Source organism: Bacillus alkalicellulosilyticus, from assembly GCF_002019795.1.
Classification (GTDB): domain Bacteria; phylum Bacillota; class Bacilli; order Bacillales; family Bacillaceae_F; genus Bacillus_AO; species Bacillus_AO alkalicellulosilyticum.
Genome location: NZ_KV917381.1, coordinates 1,206,574 through 1,230,759 on the forward strand (window position 1 = coordinate 1,206,574; position 24,186 = coordinate 1,230,759).

General features: G+C 37.7%; 24 protein-coding genes. 15 read left to right on the plus strand and 9 right to left on the minus strand.

Annotated features, from left to right (window positions below; genetic code table 11):
- Positions 1 to 34 precede the first annotated feature (34 nt).
- Both BK585_RS06085 and BK585_RS06090 read right to left on the minus strand, forming a co-directional pair.
- Entirely contained in the window at positions 35 to 931 is an 897-nt protein-coding gene (locus tag BK585_RS06085) for a PucR family transcriptional regulator (protein ID WP_078552593.1), read from the minus strand.
- 245 nt (positions 932 to 1,176) lie between these two features.
- Complete coding sequence (locus tag BK585_RS06090) at positions 1,177 to 1,362, minus strand: hypothetical protein (protein WP_078552594.1); 186 nt, start codon at positions 1,360 to 1,362, stop codon at positions 1,177 to 1,179.
- Between the two features lie 133 nt (positions 1,363 to 1,495).
- Between BK585_RS06090 and BK585_RS06095 the strand changes: the two genes are divergently transcribed.
- Positions 1,496 to 2,149: a peroxiredoxin gene (locus BK585_RS06095; RefSeq protein WP_078552595.1), complete on the plus strand. Its 654-nt coding sequence runs from the start codon at positions 1,496 to 1,498 to the stop codon at positions 2,147 to 2,149.
- Between the two features lie 110 nt (positions 2,150 to 2,259).
- On the opposite strand, the gene BK585_RS06100 is transcribed toward BK585_RS06095, so the two are convergent.
- The 6 genes from BK585_RS06100 to BK585_RS06125 form a co-directional block, all read right to left on the minus strand.
- Positions 2,260 to 2,493 (minus strand): DUF5342 family protein, encoded by a 234-nt coding sequence (locus tag BK585_RS06100; protein WP_245805793.1) that lies wholly within the window; start codon positions 2,491 to 2,493, stop codon positions 2,260 to 2,262.
- 101 nt (positions 2,494 to 2,594) lie between these two features.
- Positions 2,595 to 3,074 carry a hypothetical protein gene (locus BK585_RS06105; RefSeq protein WP_078552597.1) on the minus strand — a complete coding sequence of 160 codons (480 nt, stop codon included), beginning with the start codon at positions 3,072 to 3,074 and terminating at the stop codon, positions 2,595 to 2,597.
- Positions 3,075 to 3,086: 12 nt separating this feature from the next.
- Complete coding sequence (locus BK585_RS06110; protein ID WP_078552598.1) at positions 3,087 to 4,259, minus strand: YheC/YheD family endospore coat-associated protein; 1,173 nt, start codon at positions 4,257 to 4,259, stop codon at positions 3,087 to 3,089.
- A complete protein-coding gene (locus BK585_RS06115; protein WP_078552599.1) occupies positions 4,256 to 5,635 on the minus strand; it encodes a YheC/YheD family endospore coat-associated protein in 1,380 nt (459 codons plus the stop codon). Before BK585_RS06115 ends, BK585_RS06110 begins: the two co-directional genes overlap by 4 nt.
- Position 5,636: 1 nt before the next feature.
- Positions 5,637 to 6,713, minus strand: coding sequence for a YheC/YheD family endospore coat-associated protein (locus BK585_RS06120; RefSeq protein WP_078552600.1), 1,077 nt, complete (start codon positions 6,711 to 6,713; stop codon positions 5,637 to 5,639).
- Positions 6,710 to 8,125: a YheC/YheD family endospore coat-associated protein gene (locus tag BK585_RS06125; protein WP_078552601.1), complete on the minus strand. Its 1,416-nt coding sequence runs from the start codon at positions 8,123 to 8,125 to the stop codon at positions 6,710 to 6,712. The genes BK585_RS06120 and BK585_RS06125 overlap by 4 nt, the downstream gene beginning before the upstream one ends.
- A gap of 170 nt (positions 8,126 to 8,295) precedes the next feature.
- Between BK585_RS06125 and BK585_RS06130 the strand changes: the two genes are divergently transcribed.
- The 14 genes from BK585_RS06130 to BK585_RS06200 all read left to right on the plus strand — a co-directional run bounded on the left by BK585_RS06130 (position 8,296) and on the right by BK585_RS06200 (position 23,118).
- Entirely contained in the window at positions 8,296 to 9,435 is a 1,140-nt protein-coding gene (locus tag BK585_RS06130; RefSeq protein ID WP_078552602.1) for a DUF445 domain-containing protein, read from the plus strand.
- A 74-nt stretch (positions 9,436 to 9,509) separates the two neighbouring features.
- On the plus strand, positions 9,510 to 9,857 hold the full coding sequence (locus BK585_RS06135; RefSeq protein WP_078552603.1) for a YlbF/YmcA family competence regulator: 348 nt from the start codon (positions 9,510 to 9,512) through the stop codon (positions 9,855 to 9,857).
- Between the two features lie 107 nt (positions 9,858 to 9,964).
- Complete coding sequence (locus BK585_RS06140; protein WP_078552604.1) at positions 9,965 to 10,804, plus strand: HAD family hydrolase; 840 nt, start codon at positions 9,965 to 9,967, stop codon at positions 10,802 to 10,804.
- 331 nt (positions 10,805 to 11,135) lie between these two features.
- Positions 11,136 to 12,620, plus strand: a complete 1,485-nt coding sequence (locus BK585_RS06145) for a coproporphyrinogen III oxidase (protein ID WP_078552605.1) — start codon at positions 11,136 to 11,138, stop codon at positions 12,618 to 12,620.
- Between the two features lie 119 nt (positions 12,621 to 12,739).
- Complete coding sequence (locus BK585_RS06150) at positions 12,740 to 13,018, plus strand: hypothetical protein (protein WP_078552606.1); 279 nt, start codon at positions 12,740 to 12,742, stop codon at positions 13,016 to 13,018.
- A gap of 23 nt (positions 13,019 to 13,041) precedes the next feature.
- Positions 13,042 to 13,797 (plus strand): membrane protein insertase YidC, encoded by a 756-nt coding sequence (gene yidC / locus BK585_RS06155; RefSeq protein ID WP_078552607.1) that lies wholly within the window; start codon positions 13,042 to 13,044, stop codon positions 13,795 to 13,797.
- Between the two features lie 216 nt (positions 13,798 to 14,013).
- Entirely contained in the window at positions 14,014 to 14,379 is a 366-nt protein-coding gene (locus BK585_RS06160) for a hypothetical protein (RefSeq protein WP_078552608.1), read from the plus strand.
- 340 nt (positions 14,380 to 14,719) lie between these two features.
- Positions 14,720 to 15,949, plus strand: coding sequence for a metallophosphoesterase family protein (locus BK585_RS06165; RefSeq protein ID WP_078552609.1), 1,230 nt, complete (start codon positions 14,720 to 14,722; stop codon positions 15,947 to 15,949).
- Entirely contained in the window at positions 15,946 to 18,762 is a 2,817-nt protein-coding gene (locus BK585_RS06170; RefSeq protein ID WP_078552610.1) for an ATP-binding protein, read from the plus strand. Before BK585_RS06165 ends, BK585_RS06170 begins: the two co-directional genes overlap by 4 nt.
- A 170-nt stretch (positions 18,763 to 18,932) precedes the next feature.
- Positions 18,933 to 19,616, plus strand: a complete 684-nt coding sequence (locus BK585_RS06175) for a response regulator transcription factor (protein ID WP_078552611.1) — start codon at positions 18,933 to 18,935, stop codon at positions 19,614 to 19,616.
- Positions 19,613 to 20,995, plus strand: a complete 1,383-nt coding sequence (locus BK585_RS06180) for a sensor histidine kinase (protein ID WP_078552612.1) — start codon at positions 19,613 to 19,615, stop codon at positions 20,993 to 20,995. Before BK585_RS06175 ends, BK585_RS06180 begins: the two co-directional genes overlap by 4 nt.
- A gap of 76 nt (positions 20,996 to 21,071) precedes the next feature.
- Positions 21,072 to 22,040, plus strand: coding sequence for a 3'-5' exoribonuclease YhaM (gene yhaM, locus BK585_RS06185; protein WP_078552613.1), 969 nt, complete (start codon positions 21,072 to 21,074; stop codon positions 22,038 to 22,040).
- Between the two features lie 365 nt (positions 22,041 to 22,405).
- A complete protein-coding gene (locus BK585_RS06195; RefSeq protein ID WP_078552615.1) occupies positions 22,406 to 22,645 on the plus strand; it encodes a YozQ family protein in 240 nt (79 codons plus the stop codon).
- Between the two features lie 200 nt (positions 22,646 to 22,845).
- The gene (locus BK585_RS06200) at positions 22,846 to 23,118 is read left to right on the plus strand and encodes a sporulation YhaL family protein (RefSeq protein WP_245805794.1); all 273 of its coding nucleotides are present in this window, start codon (positions 22,846 to 22,848) and stop codon (positions 23,116 to 23,118) included.
- Between the two features lie 32 nt (positions 23,119 to 23,150).
- Here the strand turns inward: BK585_RS06200 and BK585_RS06205 are convergent, their stop codons facing one another.
- On the minus strand, positions 23,151 to 24,044 hold the full coding sequence (locus BK585_RS06205) for a foldase protein PrsA (RefSeq protein WP_078552616.1): 894 nt from the start codon (positions 24,042 to 24,044) through the stop codon (positions 23,151 to 23,153).
- Between the last annotated feature and the right edge of the window lie 142 nt (positions 24,045 to 24,186).

The following is a 24,186-nucleotide window of genomic DNA, read 5'->3' on the forward strand; positions in this document are numbered from 1 at the left end:
AAATTGGGCGTTTTTGTGCACTGTGTCCCACTTGTCATTGGGAATAGTGAATGAGTAAGGCAAAATAAACGATCGTCGCCTCTTGGAAGTTTTTTATATCATAACCTGTCTTTTCTATAAACTTATCGACTCGGTACTGTAAACTGTTGCGATGCATGAACATTTGTTTTGCGGCCAACGAAGTATTGAGGTTACACGTAATGTATGTATGAATGCTTTGTAATAACTCTTTTTCCTCAATGACAGGTCGAAGAATGTGTTCGGAGAATTGTTTTAGCTTGTCTTTAGGAATGTCGTTAAAAAGAACATAAGGCAAAGCATCATAATTATAAAACACCGTTTGTTTTTGCTGATGTTTGCGTGCTAAAGCAAAGCATTGCTTCTCCCATTCAAATGAAGTACGAAGTGTCTCGATGTCCGTTTTCTTCGTCCCAATAAATAAAGTTAAGTTTAAATAAAAATCTGAAATAAGAGCTGCACAAAGTTCTTGATAATCAATCGGTTCTTCTTCATCTTCTTTGTTTTTTTCAATAATAACTCCTTGAGTGGCGTCCTCCCACACGATGACCGTTTCAAATGTATGTAAGCTATCAAGAGCATCATGAAACGATTCACGGTCAGTAATGACATCCAATGCCTTAAAATGAATAAAACGAAATGGGAAGTCAGGGTGTGTTGGTATACTGCTTGAGGCATCACCATATAAAAACTCAGTCCACTCCTCCTCAAGAGGAGACATATGATACTTATCAAAGGACATTGGAGTTAAAAACAAGTCAATGAGTCCCAATTCTTTTTCAGTTAATTTACTTTTAATAAAACCGATTGACTCCTGTTGTTCTGTTACGTACCAGGCAACGGCTGGGTCCTGTTTTGGAGTAGATGACATTACAATGGCATCTCCAAACTGCTGAGTAAGCTTGTCTATCATAAGGAAATTCCTTTCTTGAAATGAGTATCATCTTTATAGTAACAGAACTAGTAAAAAAATAAAGAGTGAGGGTGGGACAAAAGGTTGTACTGAACCTTTTGTTCCACCCTCTTAGCAATGAGCGAAACCGCCACCTTCTTTTTAAAGCCCGTTGCGAGTGGGTTTCTCACAACGGGCTTTGTGGCGAGTGAAGCCAGTGCAGATGTTTTAGCTAGTTCTGTCCCAGCCCCACCAAATTATACTTATTATTTATCGTCATCCACATGATGGGGAGGCGTTTCTATTGGTAAATCTCTTGCTTCTTCAATTAGTCCAGAGTTGTTTTCCATACTAACCGTTCCTCCACCTAGCCCATCATCGATCATACGGTCTACATCCACAAAAAATTTCTCACGTCCATGATTTGAAGACTCCTTCTTTTTCTTTGGCATGCAACGACCCTCCTTTACCATGAATTGTCTCACGTAATCACGTTTATTATGCAGAAAAATGGCATTCACCTAATGAAAAACAATGAATATAAATAGAAAAGGAAGTGGGCATTAAAAAGGAGAGAGAGTTTCTATGGGCAAACATCATGTTCCGACTATCGGAGATTATTTACCAACGTTGACCGTTCGTACAACATTAGGGACGGTCACATTACCAGACGATTATCAAGGGCAGTGGTTTCTCTTATTTAGTCATCCTGGAGATTTTACGCCTGTATGTACAACTGAATTTGTATCTTATGCCTTGCATGAGAAACAATTCGAACAAATGAATTGTAAATTAATTGGACTTTCGATTGATTCAGTGTTCTCTCATTTAAAATGGATTGAATGGATAAAAGACCGACTAGGTGTTTCAATATATTTCCCTGTTATTGCTGATGAACTTGGAAAAACAGCCAAACGACTAGGTATGATTGGTTCAAGAGGGACGCAAACAGTTCGAACGGTGTATATCGTTGACCCAAAAGGGAAAATTCGTTTAAAACTACATTATCCCATGGAAGTGGGCAGAAATACGCAAGAGATATTGAGGTCATTGCATGCATTGCAAACGGCTGATGCAAAAAAAGCAGCGACACCAGCAAACTGGCCTGAAAATGAACTTTTTGGAGAACAGGTATTATTGGCACCACCAAGTACAGTGATGAATGCGCAAAAACGTGTAAAAGAAGCTGAGGAAAAAGGTTATCAGTGTATCGATTGGTGGCTGTGTAGTAAAGACTAAGAAATCCATTCAGATGAAATAACTATAACAGGGCACGTAAGAGGTCGTTGAAAAAGTTAAAAACCGAACTTTTTCAGTGACCTTGCGGGGTTGCTCTTTGTCTATAAGCATTAATGCTCTTCGTAAACATGGTATAGCATTAAGTCATGGATTTGTCCTTCGAGTGTCTTTTGTTCTTGTTCTGTTGGTGGCGTTACAAGCCAAGTAATGGACCCATTCATAAAATAAATGCCTTTAAAAGAGGTACCTTTATAAAAAAATGAAAATTCCCATTCTTTTCGTATTAAATTATTTTTTAGCTCTTTCCACTGAAAGTGTGAAATCATCAAATTCACCTCACTCATGTTATAGAACTACTGTACCGTAACTCTCGAATATAGGCTAGCCAAAAATATAGAGTGAGTCAAAAGCATGCATTTTGACTCACTCCCTATACAATAAACTTTCACTCACCAGATGCCTCTTGTTTTGCGATGTCTTGTAAGTTCCAATTCCCGCCTCCAAACCAAAGTAACAGGTCCCCACACTTTTTATGTGAATAACCTAACCCCACTAAGCCGGCATTTAAAGCCGTTTTCACAAGAAGAGGAGAACGATAGGAGATTTTCAAGTAACAGACACCTAAGTCTTTTTTCATCGCCTTAATCAGCTTCGAACCAATTGCTGTTTGTTCATAATTTGGAGCAATTAGCATCACAGAGTTTTTTTTTCCATAGTCGCTCAAAGCAAATGCAGCAATTATTTTCCCGTCCCAGTAGCTAATTTTTACAGCATTTCCCGGCTTACATAGATGGCTCTTGCGAAGATGGTAAAGCCAGCTAAAACAATGGTCACTTTCATATCTCTTTTCATATCTTTTAACAAACTGAAGGAAGACCCTCCCGTACTTTTCCCAATTGTCCGGAGTTAAATCAATGATTCTCATAGCATTCACTCCTTAAAACTTACTTTTTTCGTAGAAAAGTTGTATCAAGTTTGTTAGGCCTTGCTGTTGAATGAAAGGTTCATCAAAAATCATCGGCTTTGAGTTCACTTCAAACAACCAGAGATGACCAGAGGTATCTCGACCAATGTCAAGAGAGAATTCACCGATCTCGCCATATGCTTTACTAAGCATATCTCCCACCCGATATGAAATCGCTTCAAACCTTTGCCTATTTATTGGTGGAGATATCTGATAGGTGGAGAGAATTTCGCCCCCTTTAGGAACATGGGTCGTTATACTTTTTTCTCCAGCCGACCGAACGCCTATACCAGCAAGAGTCCAACTTCCTTGGAGCTGTTGAACGTGAACGCGAAAATCATAGGGTTTGTTTGATATTGTATTGAGTGGTATCGCGCGTTGAAGCAAATATGGCGTGGTAGAAATTAGTTGTGAAACGGCCTTCCAAAGCCTAGGGAATGTAGAAAATTTACTACGGTACTGATTACCTAAACAAACAATTGAACCGCTTTCCTCCAACGTTATTTTAAATATCCCTGCGCCTTTATTTCCGTAAATCGGTTTTAAAAAGGCGGTCTTTTCGATTTCTAAAAATCTTTGAAATGGTTGCTCATCGGAGACGTGAATGGTTTCAGGTAAAAATTGTGAAAGCCACTCATCCCCTTTTAAAAGACAATACGTATCCCACTTTGTAAAGAAGTGTGGATTAAAAAAAGGGATGTTCTCTTGAGAAATAGCAGAAAAGAAATGTTGCATCTCTGTTTTCTGTTCTTTTTTTATCGTTGGTACACGATTATAAATAACATCTGGACGTGGGAACGAAGCTTGAATCCAAGAAGCGGTATGAGCGCAATAAAAGTACCCTTTAACCGCATTTGCTTCCCAGCCAGATGGAGTAAATACAACAGGAAGTCCACCTTTTTCCTGAAGTTTTTGGTGGATGCGCTTAAACGTTTCCTCATTTCCGGCGAACGGTTTTTCGGTATGCTCAGAAGTGAGAAGCCCGACTACTGGTCCTAGCTTTTTATTTTTTACTTTCATGTTGTACGAGTCGACATGCTCTGATAAAGGCAAAACAGGGAGGGGGAGAGAGTTACTCCCCCAAACTAGCTTTGTTTCTGATAGTAATCCAAAACGCTTTTGTTTACGGTCGAAATACACATTCATGATTGAAACAGACGGGTTGGTTTTGTTATTGATTCTTTGGCTAAATATAAAGCATAGGCAAGCGGTAAGCGTCTGGATAAAAAGTCATCGTAGCGCATTTTTTCATGCTTAAAAATCGTTCTTCCAGGTTTTGAATTTGCTTCAAACATCCAAATCGCACCATGTTTATCGATTCCTAAATCAAACCCTATTTCACCAATGAAACCGTCAATGACTTGGTCAAGATATTCACTAAGCAGTAAGGCTGTGCTTTTTAAATCTTCTAGCTGTTGTTTCGTAATATGAGCTTCCTGAAGAGCTTCTGACACACTTTTCACTTCGCCGCCACTCTTAATGTGTGTCGTAACGCTCCCAATTCCAGCAATTTTGGCAGCTAACGCACTGATTTGCCATTTTCCAGATTCATCTTTATTGGTGTGAATGCGAAAGTCAACTGGATTGTTCTTAAATTTCAACAAATGGATGCCTTGTTGAGCGATAATGTTATCCATTCCATTTGGGAATTGGTCTCGTATTAATCGTGTTAAATTTGAATACCGTCTTAACCGGTTTTGCTCTTCTGTACGGAAACGGCAATAGTAGTAAGGGTCATCCTTTAATTTAATAATTTGGTGAATCCCAATTCCTAGACTTCCATTCGCAGGCTTACAATACACATGGTGGTGTTTTTCAAGCAAGTCATTAATGTTATCTATTGTTGGGTTTATGATGCTTTCAGGCATGTAATTTGCTGTTTCTTCAATTTTAATTAGCTTCTCATGTACTTCCCATTTGTTGAAAAATCCTGGATTGAACCATGGGATTAAATAGTCTTTTTGGAACGTAGATTTAATGTTGGAAAATGTTTCAAGACTTTCTGTTTTTCGATTTGGCAATCTATCATAAATCACATTTGGAAATGGAACAGTTACTTGTTTCCATCCAGACTCTGTATAGAAGTAACCTTGTATCGTTGCTGTTTCCCAATCAATGTGATGATGACCAAACACAAAATAATAGGAACCTACTTTTCTTTCAGCTAGTAAAAGCTTAGCAAAGAACAATGACCGATCCCCAAGAGGGCGCAACGAAGAATTCACAAAACCTGCTGTGAAAATCCCTACTAAAGGTCCGACAAAAATCGTAGCATCACTCTCGAAAATATACACGACTTGCTCATGAGGAATTCCAAGTTCATCCCAACAGTCACTTGAAATCATGTATTCTTCCTTCATTTCAGGATGAGGGGCCACATTACATGAAACCGTTTTTGAGCCAAATGAAAGTTCTCTAGGAAACTCTCCTTTTTTTAGCCATTGTCGAAACTGCTTTTCTGGTACAAAAAGCATTCCTTTTTTTTCATTTGTTTTTCTTAATTGTAGAGGCTTCATTCCCATTTTAGTTCACTCCTCGATATATCAGTCTTTCCTTTTGATTACTAACAAATAGGCTATATTGCAATAGATTACTTGCATACTTTTTAAGTGTATTGTTTGAGTTGGAATAAAGTATTTTTCGTCCTGGCTTGGAATTCACTTCAAGGATCCAAGGTTTTTGGTCATCGTCGATTCCAATATCAATACCTATTTCAAATAATGGTAGAAAGTGCTCTTCTAAAAGTTGTGGAACAAGACGTTGTATCAGCGTTAGATTTTCAATGCACTGTTGTTGTTTTTCTTTTGCCCAGTTTGAGATAAAGGAGTCAAAGGTCATGAGCGAACCACCTTGGGCAAGATTTGATAAAAAAGGATGATGTTTGTTTATTCGGACAGCTTTTGCTGATTCTATCCACGTTCCGTTGCTGTTTTTATTTACATACATTCTAAGGTCAAACGGATGATTGTCATGAGTTTTCAACGGTAAAAATGGTTGAATCAAGTAAGTGTAGCCGATTTGTTTTCTTTCATACCATTGTTTCAATGAGAATTCATTAGCTTTCATGGTCATGCCTGTTTGTTGACTTTGTTTTAAGACAACCATTGTATCCTCGTTTTTTTCGATGACATAGATTCCTTTCCCTTGAGCACCTGATAGAGGTTTTATGATGCATTTTTTATGCCTTCCAAGGAATGAAACAATATCGTCAAAGGATTTAATTTGTTCCGTTTCAGGCAAAACCGAATGCAATGTTGGATGTCCTCGAAGTGCTTTATATACCTCCCATTTGTTTGGTAACCCGTAGCCAATAAAAGGAATCATTTTTTTAAGATTAGCTACAAGTGGTAGAGTTTTGCTTTTATCGGTGATATGGTAACAACGGTCATAAATAATGTCAGGTAAAGGCAAGGCTGCGTTTATCCAACTTGCCAAGTCATGATGATAATATTGGCCTTGAATCATTGCTTTTTTGATTGAAACATCCTTTGGTGTGAAACGACAAATCTGTATGTCATATGCTTTTGCTTGTATGGCAAGCTCCTGAATGAGTAACGTTTCTTGGTTGCGATGAGTAAGTAAGACGCCTAGAGAAATCATGACTCAACCTCATGGAGTTCTTTTGGATTTTCATTTGGTTCCTGTAAATAAGGAAACTGACTTAAATAATAGGCAAAATGAACAAGAGACTTTGCCGATGGTCTAATTGTTTGCTCGGAGTCAACACCAGTATATTGTTTTGATGGTTTTGTATTGATTTCGATGATCCAAGGTAAACCATCAGAAGCAACTCCTATATCTACACCAAATTCCCCATATACGCCATTGTCAAAGGATTCAAGAAGAGATGAGCATTCCAATGCAAGTTCTATCATTGCTTTTTTAAGTTTCTTAGCATCTTCTTTTGAATCTATTTTTTCTAGAAGGTCTTCCACTGAATACATTTGCCCTCCTTGAGAGACATTGGATACAAACTTATCTTGTGGTGACACTCGACCAACTGCCGAGCTCACCTTCCACTTCCCGTGAATATCTCGAATGCAAAGGATACGAAAATCCAAAGCCTTTCCTTGTAATGTCGTAATATCAATTCCTTGTTGGATGAGATAACTCCGTTTTTTTATCCTTTTTTTAAGTGCGACAAAAAGCTGAAGGGCAGAAGTGAATTGTAATTCTTCCGTTGGCGATAAAGATGAATACCGTAAACAATAAACTCCTTGTTTTTGAATGACACGGAAGATGCCTTTTCCTTGGCTTCCATGGATTGGTTTTATAAATAATGTGTCATGAGTTTCTAGCATCTCTTCTAATGAAGCTAAATCATTGAACAAACGAGTCTCTGGTAAATGGGGGTGAAGCTCTTTATGATTTTGGATGGCTTCATAGCTTTCCCACTTTGAAAGAAAACGAGAATTAAATATCGGGATTGATAATTCTTCTAATTTTTCAAAGAAATTTTGGGTAAGCATACTTTCCTCGATTTGTCGTGAACCAATTCGGTTATATACTACATCCGGAAATGGGACTTCGACTTCTTTCCATTCCCCGTTGACATATATGGAAGCTACGAGTGGTTCCTGTGTTGTTTGTTCCAATGTAATTACGTAATACAAAAGACAATTACGGTTGGCATAATGGGCCATTTCTTCACAAAATGAAGTCATTGAACCAAATCGGTTCTCCCCCTTACTAAAAGTTTGCACCAATACAGCGAAAACAGGACCAACGACCACCGTATTCCGGTCTTTATGGTAGGCAATCCTTATGCGAGAGGGTGAAGGTATTTTAAGTTCTTGAAATACGTGTGTTGATGCTTCTAACACAAAGTCTTCGTCTTCTTCATCATGTAGAAGTGGGACACACTCAGCCTCTACCTCATGATTCCCGCAACGGAACACCACTGTTTGGTGATAAGGAATATCCCAATGCTTCATTAATAGTGGGGGTAACCTTATTTCTGTTGTTGGAATTTCATCATTTTGTTGACATGTAATCAATTGTATTCGTGCCATTTTCCCTTCCTCGTTTCTAGGTAACAATAATCTGTTAACTTTGAATAGCTTTTCAAAACGAATAAAGTTGTTTAGAATAAGCTCATATTGCTTATAAATAGGCAGGTGCTGATAGCGTATACTATGTGAATCGATGGTAAGTTGTGAATGTTAAAAGAGGAGGCCATTTCGTGGATATTTTCATACTTTTACTGTTAATGATTTTTATTGGAGCAGCCATTGGGGGAATTACTAATTCTCTAGCGATAAAAATGTTGTTTCGACCGTATCGCCCTTTATACCTCGGTCGTTGGCAAGTTCCTTTTACTCCAGGATTAATTCCTAAAAGAAGAGAGGAATTAGCTGAACAATTAGGGAGAATGGTGGTAACACACTTATTAACTGCAGAAGGGATACAAAAGAAACTAAGCGACTCTTCTTTTCAAAAAGAGGTAGTCCAATGGCTTCAGAGGGAAGCGAGGACTGTCATTCATAGTGACCATACAATAGAACAGGTTGCTTCTGATTTGTTCAGTGTCGACAGTCTACATCATATAGCTGAAGCAAAAACAGAACAGATAATTAGAGAAAAAATCGTAGAACTAAAAATAAAACATGCAGATATGCAGCTATCAGAAGTAGTCCCTTCAGTGTGGCAAGATAAAATGGAAGCTCAAATCCCTGAATTAGCCCAACTGATTGTGACAAAGGCTGAACAATATTTTCAAAGCAGTGAAGGGAAACAAAGACTGACGGTTATGATTGATCGGTTTCTAGTTGGTAAGGGAACACTTGGTAACATGATATCGATGTTTTTAGGACAAGACCGATTAGTTGATAAAGTCCAGCCTGAAATCATTAAATTTTTGCAAGATAAAGGTTCAAAAGCACTAATTGAAACGTTGCTACAAAAAGAATGGACAAGAATAAAGGAAAAAAAGGCATCAACATTTTATTCATTTCTGGACACAGATGAAATGGTATCTATTATCAACAATCTAGTCATTACGAATATTCCTGTGTACCGTTGGATCCAACAACCACTGAATCAATGGGCACCGGCTTTTGAAAAACAACTAGTTGATGATTTAGCTCCAAAGCTTGTCAGTTGGCTCGGAGGCTCAGTTGCGAACCGAGTTGAAATCCTTTTACAAACACTTCATTTAGAAGAAGTTATTAAGTCGCAAGTAGAGACGTTTGCCGTTGAAAGACTTGAAGAACTTGTGCTCTCCATTTCTAGGAAAGAATTTAAAATGATCACCTATTTAGGAGCTCTGCTCGGGGGGGGGATCGGATTAATTCAAGGACTTATTGTTCTATTTATCCTTTAAAAAAAGGCTATTAGATGAAATTGATGTTAGAACATGGTATAGTCTTCAATGACTATAAATTAAGGAGGCATTTGATGTCTAATATGTATGATAAGGCTCATGAGCTAGGAAATTTATTAAGAGAAAGTGAAGAATTTAAAGGGTTAAAAGCACTTTATGAAGAGATCCAGCAAGATGAGGTAGCAAACCGTCTACTAGAAAACTTCCGAAACCTTCAGTTAGAGCTTCAACAAAAGCAAATGCAAGGCATTCAGATTACCGAAGAAGAAGCGGTACAAGCTCAACAGCAATTTGAAATCGTCCAACAACATGCATTGATTTCAAAATTAATGGAAGCTGAGCAACGTTTAAGTGTGATTGTAAGTGATGTTAGTCGTATTATTACAGAGCCGTTAGAAGAGTTATACGGTACTCCTAAATAAGATAGACTTGTGTTCTAATTGCATCCCCCTCTTCATAGTCTTTAGTATAATACTTCACGTGGTTGGCGAGCTGTTAATTACGTATGACTATGAAAAGGGGGATCATTGTGACATATCGTATGCTGGCATTATCTATTGATGGAACCCTACTTCGCTCTAATTCCCGATTGAGTAGGCAGACTAAAGATGCAATTGAATATGTGAAGGAAAAAGGCGTCTACATTACATTAGCAACGGAGAGGCCATTTCCTGCTGCAAAAAAAATTGCTAAGGCACTGAAACTTGATAACGTTCTTATTACTCACGATGGTGGTTTTATCGCATCAGATGTTGACGAACCGCTCTTATCTAGAAAACTCCACGAAGACAAAACATTTCACATTGCTGAGATTCTTGAGAATTATAAGTGTCATATTCGGTTGTTGCATGAACAGTTTTCGATTGGAAACAAGGTTAGGCAGAAAAATCAATTGATTGCTCGAATGACACTCGGTATTCAAGACCCATTGTATTATCCAGTGACGTTTGTTGATTCAATTTGTGAACACTTGATGGAAAACCCTGTAGCACCACCAAAGATACAAGCTCAATTTTTTAGTGCAGAAGAGGCTCAAGCAGCATCTATGGAGCTTCAAAAAGAAGTTCCAAGCATTGATACGATAGTAAGAGGAGAGCGCTTGGAAATCGTTCCGAAAGGAATATCAAAAGCGCGGGGCGTACAAGTGGTTGCAAATCATTTAGGAATTTCGTTAGAGCAAGTTGTAGCTATAGGAGCAGGTGTTAATGATATCGATATGATCACCCAGGCTGGTCTTGGGGTGGCAATGGGTAATTCACCGGAAGAGCTAAAAGCTTCCGCGGATTGGATTACAAGGTCAAATGATATGCACGGTGTTGCTTATATGGTGAAAGAAGTCTTTCGAAAACAATTAAAAGTAAATATATAGTATGAGGAGAAGTGCTAGAGAGGAGAGACAAATCCTTTCTAGCATTTTTTTGTATACAAAGAATGATAAAAGATGATTTGGGGTAATCGCTGAAGAGCGATGGCTTCGCACAATTAGTGAAGGAAAAAGACTTTGTGGTTCAATCGATGAAGAGCACTGGCTTCGCTCGCTACGTGTCAAACAAAAGAAACCCACTTTTGTTTGACTTTAAAAGAAGGTAGCGGCTTCGCACAGTGCTTCTAAGAAAAGACCGCTTTGCGGTTTTTCTTATTTGATATCTGACGGGGCATTAGTTACACTTATAGCATTGTAAATAGAAAGGTCGATTGACATGATAATAGCGATTACTGGATTAAATGATAAACATAAATTAAATATAGAAAATCTCTCGGCTTTATACTTTGAAGAGGTAACAGTGGATTTTACTCCAAAAGGAGAAGATATAACAGTTCATTTTACGATTGAGGAAGCTGATGAGTCAGTGCATGTATCGGCTTTGCTTGAAGACAAGATTAAGGAATACTCTTCTTCATTCACACTTGAATTTGAACAAAGTGAAGAAAGATTTAAGACGGTAAAAAAAGCAGTAAACCATGTTTATGTAAAACTTCTTACAGAAAAAACGGGTCTTCAACAACCATGGGGGACATTAACAGGAATTCGCCCAACCAAGCTAATGCATCAACTGCTTCGCTCTGGAATGACAGTGGATGAAGTAAGAACTCGTTTAAAGACCATTTATTTAATGTCTGATGAAAAGATCTATTTACTAGAGAGAATTGTAGAACGTCAATTAGCCGTTGTCCCAGATTTATACCAGTTAGATAAAGAGGTCAGCATTTATATCGGTATCCCATTTTGCCCAACAAAATGTGCATATTGTACGTTCCCGGCTTATGCAATCAACGGGAGAGATGGGTCAGTGGTTGCATTTTTAGATGGTCTCCACTATGAAATAACAGAAACAGGAAAGTGGCTGAAGGAACACGGAATAAAGGTGACAACCGTTTACTTCGGAGGAGGAACACCGACTAGCATTTCAGCAGAACAAATGGATCATTTATATGAAAAAATGTATCAATCATTCCCCAACATGGAAAATATCCGTGAGTTAACAGTTGAAGCGGGAAGACCAGATACGATTACACCTGAGAAGATTGAAGTATTAAAAAAATGGAAGGTTGGTCGTATTAGCATTAATCCTCAATCGTTTGAAAATGAAACATTACAAGCCATTGGACGGCATCATTCTGTTGAGGAAACGATCGAAAAGTATAAACTATCAAGAGCGTTAGGGTTAGAGAACATCAATATGGATTTAATTATCGGATTACCAGGTGAGGGAGTACCAGAGATGCAACATACGTTAGATGAAACGGAAAAACTTCTTCCTGAATCGCTAACTGTTCATACATTATCTTTCAAACGGGCATCCACGATGACCAAAAACAAAGAAAAGTATAAAGTTGCAGACCGAAATGAAATTTCTGAAATGATGAAATTAACGTATGAGTGGACCAATAACCATGGATACGAACCCTACTACCTGTACCGCCAAAAAAACATTCTTGGGAATCTCGAGAATGTTGGATATGCGATGCCTTCAAAAGAAAGCATTTATAATATTATGATTATGGAAGAGTGCCAAACGATCATTGGATTAGGTTGTGGTGCTGCAAGTAAGCTTGTCCAACCAGCAACTGGGAAAATTACAAGGTTTGCAAACCCGAAAGACCCTCATTCCTACAATGAGAGATTTAAACATTATACTCATGAGAAGTTATTAAAGCTAAATGAATTATTCCATCTACAGTAGCAGTTAACATTCGAAACCTATTTCCATATTCTTTCGTATAAAGTAAAGAAAATTGAAATTTACTTTTGAATTGTAGTTATGATACACTCTGATTACGTTTAGAAAAGGAGGGATTAATAGTGGTAGCAGAAATGATTGTAGACATTTTAGTATTGTGGGTAGTCGTCGAAATTTCATTCTTGTTTTTACTAGCTGTGGTAACGAATAACGTAAACAGCTTTCAAACGGAATGTCGTCATATTAGAATGCTGCAAAAGACATCTATCTCGGAAGCTATTCTTGCTTTGCCACTATTAATGACTCGAAAAATCACATTTATGAAACGAAAAATCCCTGGATTACGAGACCGTGTGCATGATTGTGACGAAGAAGATTCTTCTTGTTTGCTTTTTACCTGATAACAAACAAGGAGGAATAACACATGTTCACTTATAAAAAAATAGCTTTGCCAATGATACTCTTAACTATTGTTCTTTTAGTAAGTGGGTGCGGCGGCTCTGCTGAACCTATTACGGCGGATACAACTGGGATTTGGAATCACTATTTCATCTTTCCTTTATCTTGGGTGTTAACGTCTGTCGCAAATATCTTTGATGGAAATTATGGATTATCGATTGTTCTTGTAACTATTATGATTCGACTTGCGCTTTTTCCTTTAACGTTAAAACAAACACGTAGCAGTAAAGCGATGATGGCTTTGAAGCCAGATATGGATGCAATTAAACAGAAATATAGTGGGAAATCGAAAGAAGAACAGCAAAAAATGCAGTTAGAGTTAGTAGAGGTATATAAGAAGCATGGAATTAATCCAGTGGCTGGATGCTTGCCTTTATTTATTCAGATGCCCATTTTACTTGCTTTCTATTACGCCATTATGAGAACAGAGGAAATTGCAGCTCACACATTCTTGTGGTTTGATTTAGGACAAACGGACCCATTGTTTTTACTACCGATTATTGCTGCTACGACAACTTATTTTCAGGCCAAATTATCAATGAAGCAAGGGACGGAACAATTTAAATTATTAATTTATATTATGCCTGGGATGATTTTAGTTGCTGCACTTGCCATGCCTTCAGCTCTTGCTTTGTATTGGGTGGTTGGGAACTTATTTATGATTGTCCAAACGTATTTCCTATTTATAAGAAACAGTGAACCGATAGATGTAAAAGCTTAATTGAAGCCGGGATAAAAGGTATTTGAGGGCACTGGAAAGTAAATTTTTAAACTTTTTCAGTCGCTTACATTCATTTCCTTTTGTCCCGACTTTTTTTGATTAAAACCTTTTGTTCTCAGAAGAGAAGAAAGAAAAGTGGTTCTTCTCATATTTCTCACCTATTGCCTAGATATGGAATAGGATGGAGTGAAAAGAACTTGAGGAGGGCTTCAACCTATGCAAAACCAACATGATATGAAATCGTTGTGTCAATCGTATATGAATCAGTCAGTAGTTATACAGATGACAGACCAAAAGGTGTATCAAGGAATTATTGAACATGTCGATGATGAGAATGTGTACTTAGTTGTTCAAACAGACGGTGGAGATATGATGCATCATGGTGGAGAGTATCGAAATGACGAACGCTTCTACGGACCAGGATTTGCACCAGGATACGGTGCGTTTCCAGGTTACGGATATCCAGGGTGGGGTTATCCTAGACCAGGATATTGGTATGGTCCGCGTCCAGGTTTTGGTCGTCTAGCATTACCACTTGCTGGTTTAGCTGCTATTTCATTATTGCCGTTCTTCTATATTTAAATAACGAAGAGTGATTCGAATGTCTGTCAGTAGATGTTCGAGTCGCTTTTTTTTGCAGACAATTCAAAGAAGGAAGATGGCTCCGCACACTACACGTACTTTAATAAGAAGTACACTTATTAAAGTACTTTTTAAAAGGTTTTGGGGTTAATTCAGAGAAGAGCACTGGCTACGCACGCTACGCGTCACCTTAAAGAAACCCGCTTTAAGGTGACTTTAAGAGAGGTAGCGGATGCGCACAGTGCTTATAAGAAAAGACCGAATACTGTCTTTTCTTAATAGAATATTTGTTCGGTTTTTGTTATAATGGTATGAATATGTTGGGAGAGGGTGAAAAAAAGTGGCTGCTATTCGCTTTATTCATACTGCAGATTTACATTTAGATAGTCCTTTCAAAGGAATGTCACATTTACCTTCAACGTTACTTGAACGAATTCAGGAGAGTACATTTACATCCTTTCAGTCGATAGTAACTAAGGCGATTGCAGAACAGGTTGACTTCCTTTTAGTTTGTGGTGATGTATTTGATGAAAAAACTCGTAGTTTACGTGCACAGTCCTTTTTTAAAAAGCAATGTCAACGTCTATACGAACATAAAATTGCCGTGTTTGTTATTCATGGTAACCATGATCATTTGTCTGGTCAGTGGGTCTCGTTAGATTGGCCTGATAATGTTTACTTTTTTGGTGGTGAAGTATCCTGTCAGCGATATATCACACAGAATAATGTAGTTGTCCATCTTTATGGTTTTAGCTATAAGCAAAGAGAAGTAGAAGAAAATATGACTTCCTATTATCGGAAAACTGCTGAAGCTGATTTTCATATCGGCTTGTTACATGGTCAAGCAGAGGGGATGGGAGGGCACCATAATTATGCGCCTTTTACGATTGCTGAGTTAGAAGCGATTGACTTTGATTACTGGGCGTTAGGGCATATCCATCAAAGGCAGTCTTTAAATTCGACAATTATTTACCCGGGAAATATTCAAGGAAGACATCGTAATGAGCAAGGTGAAAAAGGCTGTTTACTAGTTGAAATGAACGAACATGACCATCGACAACTCTTCATCTCGACAGCCGATATCATTTGGGAGGAACTTTATGTTGAGATTACTGGACTAGATTCTGAACAACAGTTAATTGATGTTCTTGAACTAAAAAAAGATGAGCATAGGAAAGATGTTGGTGTTATGATGCACATTGTCTTTATCGGGCATGGACCCTTACATATGTTTTTATCGGAGCAGTCCAACATAGAGGAAGTTCTATCGATTCTTAATGAAGATGAAAATCCTGAAGTGAATTTTGTCTGGTTTTGCTCACATGACCAAAAGACAACCGGGAATTGGAATAGAGAAACGCTAAAAGAGACCCACGATTTTTTAGGTGAACTTCTTAAGGTAAGTGAAACCATTCAAACTGGAAGCGGGGAAGCGCTATTTAAAGAGTTAGTGGAACATCGGAAAGCGAAAAAATATATGACTAAATGGTCTAATGATGAAATGAAGCAAATTATAAAAGATGCGGAGACCTACGTCGTTGAGGAATTAGTAAAGAGGTGGCAGGATTGAACATCGTCTCTATCCACATATATGGGTTTGGGAAATTTATAAATCATGAGATGTCGTTATCTCCTCATTTGCAAGTGATTTACGGAAAAAATGAAGCTGGAAAGTCTACAATTATGGCTTTTATAAGAGCCATCTTGTTTGGATTTCCGACAAAGCAACGCCAAAGAAATCGTTATGAACCAAAACAAAGTTCTACTTATGGAGGAAAGGTGACTCTTCTAACGAAACAGAACGGCTGTGTAGTCATTGAGAGAGTAAAAGGAAGAGCGAATGGTGAAGTGTCCGTCTACTATGAAGATGGGACTACCGCGGGTGAGGAACAGCTCAATCTGATTTTATCAGGTGTCGACCGTTCAATTTTCTGTGGTGTGTTTACGTTTAACCTTTTTGATTTACAAGGATTAGAACAACTTGATGAAAAAGAACTAGCAACTTTCCTTCACGGAGTAAGTATTGGTGGACAATTGTCTGTTTCTGAAGTAGAGAAAAGCATTCAAAAAAGACAAAGCGACCTTTTTAAACCACAAGGTAAAAATCCAATGATAAATAAAACGATAGAAACTCTTGAAAAACTTTCGACAGAACTACATAGAAAAGAAGCGTTACTTGACCAATATCATCAGCTTGTAGAACAAAAAATGAAAGAAGAGAAAAAACTTGAGAGCGTGACAACTTCTAAGAGAGAGAAGCAACAAAAGATAAGAGAGCTTGAAAAGTTGGCTGTTATCGCACCAATCTATACAGAAATACAACAAGTTACTGAAAATATAAGGAACTATCCGAAAAACGAAACTTTCCCAAGAGATGGACTTACTAGATTAGAACAACTCCTGTTAAGACGACAAGGGCTGGTCGAGAATCAAATTGAACTGGAAGAAAAGCTAGAACAAGTAAATGTGAAATTAGCATCCTCTCCTGTCGATGAAAGAGTGTTAGTTTTGCAAGAGGACATTCATCAATTTGAACAAAATGTGTATTCTTCTGAAAAGATAGATGTAGATATCGCCACGCGTAAAAATGAGATTACTATGGAACAAGAAAACATACGCCACCAAATGGAAGTGCTAGGAAGTCGGTGGACGCTTGAAGATGTCATGAACTGTAATACAAGTATAGAGGCTAAGGGAAGTCTGAAATCACTTCAAGCGACTGAACGTAGGTTGATTGAAAGACAGTACCAACTTGAAAAGGAAACTGAACAAAGAGCAATAGTCCTAGCTGAAAAGGAGCAAGCCATTGAAAGAATAAAGGCTGAAATATCCTTCTTTGAAGATGAAAATCAAACTAAAAAAAATCAAAAATCAAAAGAACAGAATGTTGGACAGGGATTGTATGTTGCGGTGGTTAGTTTGTTTATCGGGTTTGCACTGTTTTCTTTTTTTCAAGAACAACTCTCTTTATCAGTGGTGGCATTACTTATCGGTGTCATTGTCCTGGTACTTGGTTTTTTAAATAAAAGCTTTGGAGCAAAATCCGAAAAAAATGTAGAGTTTCTTGAAGAGAACCGTAGTTATATTGAATTAAAAGCGAAATTGAATTATATGCAACTTGAATTTGATACAGATACGAAAGGATACGAAAGACTATGCAATAGATTGGAAGACATCGAAAAGGACTTAGTTACTCTCCGTACAGAAGTAAAAGGTTGGTGTGAGCAATTCGGATATCCACTCTATACCAATGTAGAACCACTGGAAACGTCGATTTCAATCGTAATAGAAGTGAAGAAATGTAAATTGAAAATAGATAGACTTGTTCCTGAATTGCGTGAAATTGAAGAAAAGCTTATGAAACTCCTTGATAAAAAAGAGTGGATCGAACAGCAAATGGGATTAGGGTCAGGAACATTATCTCAAACGGTAGTTCGATGTAAAAACATGATAGAGAATGAAAGTGAAAAAAAGAAAAACCTGCAAGTGCTTACGACATTACAAGAAGAACTTGAAAAGGAAAAAGCGATAACCGATTCAAAGCTTACCATGATAGAAGAAGAGCTTAACCAGTTATATCAACTTGCTGGCGTCACTAATGAAGAGACCTTTCGTAAATTAGGGTTAGAAATGGCTGAAAGAGAACAGCTTCATATTGAAAATAAGAGGCTTACAGCTCAATTAGCATCAATCCAACCCGTAGAAAGCGAAAGAAATAGACTAATTTCAATGCTTGTTCACTCTCAAAATAGTATTACTATTAATGAGCTCGAAAGCGAGATTGAAGAAATCGAAAGACAAGAAAAAGAAGTAAGAGAAGCAGTCATTCGTTCAAAACAGGACATTGAAAGTTTAGAAAGTGGCACAAGCTATTCTCGACTTCTACAAGAACTTGAATTAGAAAAAAGTAAGCTGCAAAGTGAGGCCAGGAAATGGGCAACTTTTAAAGCTGCTGAAACTATCATACAACAAACAAAAGCGGTGTATGAAACTGAAAAACAACCGGAAGTGATGAAGAAGACAACGGAACTCTTTGCTGATTTGACAGACGGGAAATATCTCCGTGTTTTTGCGCCTGTTAATCAACAACAATTAATCGTTGAAAGGCATGATGGGATTAGGTTTACACCAGAGGAATTGAGTAGAGGAACAAGTGAATTATTATACGTTGCGATAAGGTTAGCGCTAGCAGAGTCTTATAACATTCAAGAATCATTTCCTGTTATTATGGATGATATCCTTGTGAACTTTGATGATGAAAGAAGAGAGAGACTCGTGCAGAAGATGCTTGAAATTTCTAAAGAGAGACAGGTGCTTTTGTTTACTTGTCATCTTTCTGTTCGCGACTATTTTGAAAATGATAGAGTATTAAATCTTCAGTGATATAATACTTTATTATTTTTCAAATATTTGTTAAAATAATCAACAAGATAGACAAGGTATTAGGAGGGAATCCTGCTTATTTTGCAAGTGGGATTTTTTCATATATATACTTATCCGTCATGATTAACGCCTAGTTTCATTGTATTTCATTTTGGGTAGGGGGAAAAAGTATGAGTGAATATGTAGTTCATTTAGTAGAAGATGAAGAAAACCTCGTTGAAGTTATTAAGGCTTATTTAGAAAAAGAAGGTTGGACCGTTAAAACATTTACAGATGGATTAAAGGCACAGGAAGCAATACAAGAAAAACCCCATTTGTGGATTTTAGATATTATGCTTCCGGGGATAGATGGCTATCAATTATTAAAAGGAATTAAAGAGCATGCGGATACACCTGTAATTTTTATTTCAGCACGAGACCAAGACTTAGATCGTGTTCTTGGCTTGGAGATGGGGAGCGATGATTATTTAGCTAAGCCATTTCTTCCTCAAGAATTAGTGATAAGAGCGAAAAAGTTACTTGGACGAGTGTATGGATCAGGGCAACAGGAGCAACGAAAGATTGAGCTAAACGACTATAGTATTGACCCAATTGGGAGAACTGTCATTGATAAAAAATCAGATACCCAAGAAGCGGTTGATTTAACAACTAAGGAAATGGACTTAATTTTACTTCTAACAGGAGATATTGGTAAAGCTTTTTCGAGAGAGCGAATTATTGAACATGTTTGGGGCGAAAACTACTATGGATCTGAGCGGGCAGTCGATGATGTTGTTCGACGTGTGCGTAAGAAGATGCCAAGAATTCATCTAGAAACTTTATATGGTTATGGGTATAGGGTCTTAATTTCATGATTCGAGTGAATCTTACTCAACGAATCTGGCTCTCCTTTATTTCTTTAATTGTACTTGTAGGTTTATCTATTATAATCATCTACCCAATTTCCATAAAGGGTACGTTAACAGAGGAAACCTATCGTATTATTGAATTGGAGCAAGCGCGGTTAAATCCCTATCATAATATTGAACCACCACAATCAGAGCTCGATTTCATCGAACAAAGGGAAGCCGTTCGTTCAGTAGGGCATGTTTTTATTATTAACTATTATGGTTCGGTGTTAGGAGGCGACCGCATTCCTCAGGAAGTGTTACGAGAAATGGGTGTAAATGCACTTCAACAAGAAAGCACGAGTCGAAGGTATGAGCTAACGTACGGAGGAGCGACGTTATTTTATATCATTTCTAAAATGAAAACCGCTGATGGTGAGGATGTGTTTGCGATTTCTTATATGTGGGACACATATCGCGATCAAATGGTGAACAAGCTATGGGAACGTCTGATGTACATTCTCTTGCTCACAAGTGCATTAAGCTTACTTCCTGCCATTTATTTAAAGCACTATTTAAAGCAGCCTTTAATTATTTTAGGGAATCACTTTGAACAAATCGCCAAACGAAATTGGCAAGAACCGTTTAAGTGGGAGGGTGATGAAGACTTCCAAAAGCTGTCGGATCAATTTGAGCAGATGCGTCAAAATTTAATGAGATATGACCGGGCCCAGAAGACATTTATTCAGCATGCTTCTCATGAATTAAAAACACCTATTATGGTAATCAAAAGCTATGCTCAAGCAACAAAGGATTCGATCCTACCAAAAGAAAATCTAGAAAAGACAATGGATGTTATAATTCAGGAGTCGCACCGAATGGAACGACGAGTCAAGGATATGATTTATTATACAAAGCTCGATTCACTAAAGGATGAAAAACCTAATCATGAAGCGATTGTTTTTGGGGAAATTGCTTTTCAAATTGAAGAACGGTTTCGAATGCAACGGGAGGATATTTCCTTTATCATTGAAGGGGCCGATGTTGAGTTCCAAGGAGATTACGAGCAGCTCCAAGTGATTCTAGAAAATTTCATTGAAAATGGACTACGATATGCTTTGAGTAAAATTTGGATTATAGCTGAGTATATTGACCAAGAAGTTCATATCTCAGTTGAAAACGACGGAGAACATATTCCTGACGGAGACCTTGTTACTATTTTTGCACCATTTCATAAAGGAAATAAAGGTCAATTCGGGCTTGGGTTAGCGATTGTAAAAAGAATAGCTGAACTACATGGAGGGTATCCTTTTGTGGTGAATCGTGAAAATGGAGTTCGATTTACAGTTGTTCTTCCACAAAAACAAGATAAAAGAAGTCTAAGAGGCAAGAAAGAAAGGAACTGATGCATTTTTCAGTTCCTTTTGCATTTGTTGGTGCTATACTTACAGTAAGAAATTGAAGTAAAGGCTGGTGGATACAATGTCGAAGGGAATCGCACATTACCATGTTGGAGCATCACTTGAGAGTTATTTATTAATTAAATCTGTCACTAAAGGTATGGCTAGCAACGGTAAACCATTTCTAACGTTAATGTTATGTGACCATACGGGAGAGATTGAAGCAAAATTATGGGCATGTTCTCCTGAGGATGAAGCAACATTCGTTCATCAAACGATCGTTCATGTTGGCGGAGAAGTAACTGCGTACCGCGGTAGACATCAGCTAAAGATTTCCAACATTCGTCCGACTTCTGCTTTAGACAATGTCAAAGTAGCGGACTTTATTAAATCTGCACCGATATCACAAGAAGATATGTTAAGCAAAGTCACTCAATATATATTTGAAATGAATAATCCAAAAATCCAAAGAATTACAAGACATTTGTTAAAAAAGCACCAACAAGCTTTTATTGAGATGCCAGCAGCTACGAAAAATCATCATGAGTTTGTATCGGGCTTAGCTTATCATGTCGTTAGCATGTTAGATTTAGCTCGAGCCATTGCTGCATTATATCCGAGTCTAGATACTGACTTACTTTATGCTGGTGTCATTTTACATGACTTAGGAAAAGTAAAGGAACTTTCTGGCCCTCTTGATACAGCTTATACAATCGAAGGGAAATTACTAGGACACATCACAATCATGGTCAATGAAATCGCAGAAGCGGCTAAAGAGCTTGAAATTGAAGGAGAAGAAGTTCTTATCCTACAACATATGGTGTTGAGTCATCATGGCAAAGGTGAGTGGGGGAGTCCCAAACCACCATTAGTAAAGGAAGCTGAAATTCTTCATATGATCGATAACATCGATGCAAAAATGAATATGATGGACCGTTCCCTAGAGAGAGTTCAACCTGGTGAATTTACAGAACGTGTGATGGCACTTGAAAATCGTTCTTTGTACAAGCCTTCATTTCATGAAGCGCCGTTATCATTACCAAAGGGGTAAATCTCAATAACTGAGGACAATGAAAAAGTTAGGTTTAACTTTTTCATTGTCCTTCTTGATAATATCTAGGCTCAAGAGGGGCCTAGCCATCTTATTTTCAATCTCTTTTCGGACCCGTATGCTTCCGTTTCTTCGTGGGAAGTCCGTATTCGGTCTTGTAACGGACTCGGACAATATAGTATCCTGTTCGACAGTCCGTATTCCCCCTTTTTTATGTCTCATCCTCTAATCTTCATTGCCTCAAATCCCGTTATGAAAAAAATACTCATTACCGAACAACCTATTGTCCACCTTTATTGGTTTATTTTCCCTAAATAGCATTTGGGAAAAGAGACAAGCTAAGGAAGAAAGGAGGTTGTTTTAAAGTGAAACGCAATGAAAAGCTATCTCAGACTGATGCAGATCAAGTCGCAACAAATTCGTATGAACCTTCCAATTACAATAGCTCTAACGATATTGACCAAGGATTGGCAATGACACATGAGCAAGTTAGTGATGCCTATGTGGAAGGTACAATTGATGGTGAAATTGACGAGTATCGTGGTAAAGATATCGATTTGTCACGCGGAGGATTTGAAGAAAAGAATACATTAGAAGATAAGTAATATGATTCAAATGAAAAACAACGGTTGTCAATAGGGTGGGACAAAAGGTTGTTTTAACCTTTTGTCCCAGCCCCTTTTTTGGTTCGCTGATTACTATTATAAAAATACATCAAAGTCGTATTTTATTTAACATATTCGCTTTTAGACGAGCATAGGATGTACAAAGTGGACAACACCATCATTCGGAAAGGGTGATCGTAATGGAAAAGGTACTACAAAAGAAAGGGTTAGTTTTAGGCGTTCTGGCACTATTGGTACTGATATATATGGCAAGGGGCGTAACGATGCCAGTATTATTAGGGGCAGGTCCTCTATGGGTATACATTGCAGTGCTTGGTATCATTTATAGTGGGTTTATGATGGTAAAATACACGCTAGAAGACAAAGATATCGATAAAGAATTCATTGAAAAAGAGGGAGAAATCTATATGGAACGTATTGAAACGGAAAGACAACGCAAAAAAGCAAACTGAGTGTGCAATTGCACCCCCAGTTTGCTTTTTTTTTATTCAGTTACTTCAGTTTCAACGTCAAGTTCAGGCTTATCAAATAATCCTTTGAATTGCTCGTCTTTTACATTAATTTCAATTGCATCAAATAATTCAGTCATCACTTTATTCGTATATTCGCCCTTAACTTGATCTTCTACCTCTTCAAGCTCAGGAACTTTTTTCTCATGAACCTTAATAATATGGAATCCAAATTGGGATTGAACAGGGTCACTGATTTCTCCTTCTTCAAGTGAGAATGCAGCTGCTTCGAATGGAGCTACCATACGACCTTTTCCAAAGGAACCTAAATCTCCACCTTGTTCACTAGAGCCGTCTGTAGAATACTCTTTAGCAAGTTCAGCAAAGTCTTCACCAGCAGCAAGCTTTTCCAATACTTCGTTTGCAGTTTCTTCATCTTCTACAAGAATATGGCTAGCATGCACTTCCATAAAGTTTTCTTTATTTTCTTCAAAATAAGCAGCAACTGCTTCATCAGTAGCCATACGCTCAGATACTACTTGTGGTAAGACGAGTTCGTCACGTAGTTCTTTCACATCAGCTACAGTAATTTGGAACTGCATTTCCAAGAAACGAATTAAATGCTCGTCATCTTCCACATCAAAACGCTCTCTTAAGTTAGCTAATTCCTCATCGATGTCATCTTCAGTAATCCCGAATTCTTCTTTCTTTTGTTGCATAACTTGTGCTTGAATTTTTCTTGAAACGAGTCCCATTAGAACTTGTTCCCCATGTTTGTCTTTGAGTTCTTGGTAAAACTCATCAGAAGAAATTGTATATTCCCCAACTTCTACAATTGCAGTACCAGATGCTTCATTTCCATTGTCTGCACAAGCAGTAAGAAGTAGCATACCAGCTAAGCCTGCAGCAGAAAGAACCTTTTTGTTCATAAACTTGTCCACTCCTCAAAGATAAGTAAATAGTAGTTAAAGATCACAAAAACTACTATATCATACTTCGTCCAAAAAATCATTTGTAAAATTAAGTGATGAAATTAGGGGAAATGCCTAGTACGTTTTAATCCTTTTGGCA

Coding starts and splice junctions, on each gene's coding strand:
- BK585_RS06085 (WP_078552593.1), bottom strand. CDS start 931: ATGATAGACAAGCTTACTCAGCAGTTTGGAGATGCCATTGTAATGTCA.
- BK585_RS06090 (WP_078552594.1), bottom strand. CDS start 1,362: ATGCCAAAGAAAAAGAAGGAGTCTTCAAATCATGGACGTGAGAAATTT.
- BK585_RS06095 (WP_078552595.1), top strand. CDS start 1,496: ATGGGCAAACATCATGTTCCGACTATCGGAGATTATTTACCAACGTTG.
- BK585_RS06100 (WP_245805793.1), bottom strand. CDS start 2,493: ATGAGTGAGGTGAATTTGATGATTTCACACTTTCAGTGGAAAGAGCTA.
- BK585_RS06105 (WP_078552597.1), bottom strand. CDS start 3,074: ATGAGAATCATTGATTTAACTCCGGACAATTGGGAAAAGTACGGGAGG.
- BK585_RS06110 (WP_078552598.1), bottom strand. CDS start 4,259: ATGAATGTGTATTTCGACCGTAAACAAAAGCGTTTTGGATTACTATCA.
- BK585_RS06115 (WP_078552599.1), bottom strand. CDS start 5,635: ATGGGAATGAAGCCTCTACAATTAAGAAAAACAAATGAAAAAAAAGGA.
- BK585_RS06120 (WP_078552600.1), bottom strand. CDS start 6,713: ATGATTTCTCTAGGCGTCTTACTTACTCATCGCAACCAAGAAACGTTA.
- BK585_RS06125 (WP_078552601.1), bottom strand. CDS start 8,125: ATGGCACGAATACAATTGATTACATGTCAACAAAATGATGAAATTCCA.
- BK585_RS06135 (WP_078552603.1), top strand. CDS start 9,510: ATGTCTAATATGTATGATAAGGCTCATGAGCTAGGAAATTTATTAAGA.
- BK585_RS06145 (WP_078552605.1), top strand. CDS start 11,136: ATGATAATAGCGATTACTGGATTAAATGATAAACATAAATTAAATATA.
- yidC (WP_078552607.1), top strand. CDS start 13,042: ATGTTCACTTATAAAAAAATAGCTTTGCCAATGATACTCTTAACTATT.
- BK585_RS06160 (WP_078552608.1), top strand. CDS start 14,014: ATGCAAAACCAACATGATATGAAATCGTTGTGTCAATCGTATATGAAT.
- BK585_RS06175 (WP_078552611.1), top strand. CDS start 18,933: ATGAGTGAATATGTAGTTCATTTAGTAGAAGATGAAGAAAACCTCGTT.
- BK585_RS06180 (WP_078552612.1), top strand. CDS start 19,613: ATGATTCGAGTGAATCTTACTCAACGAATCTGGCTCTCCTTTATTTCT.
- yhaM (WP_078552613.1), top strand. CDS start 21,072: ATGTCGAAGGGAATCGCACATTACCATGTTGGAGCATCACTTGAGAGT.
- BK585_RS06200 (WP_245805794.1), top strand. CDS start 22,846: ATGGAAAAGGTACTACAAAAGAAAGGGTTAGTTTTAGGCGTTCTGGCA.
- BK585_RS06205 (WP_078552616.1), bottom strand. CDS start 24,044: ATGAACAAAAAGGTTCTTTCTGCTGCAGGCTTAGCTGGTATGCTACTT.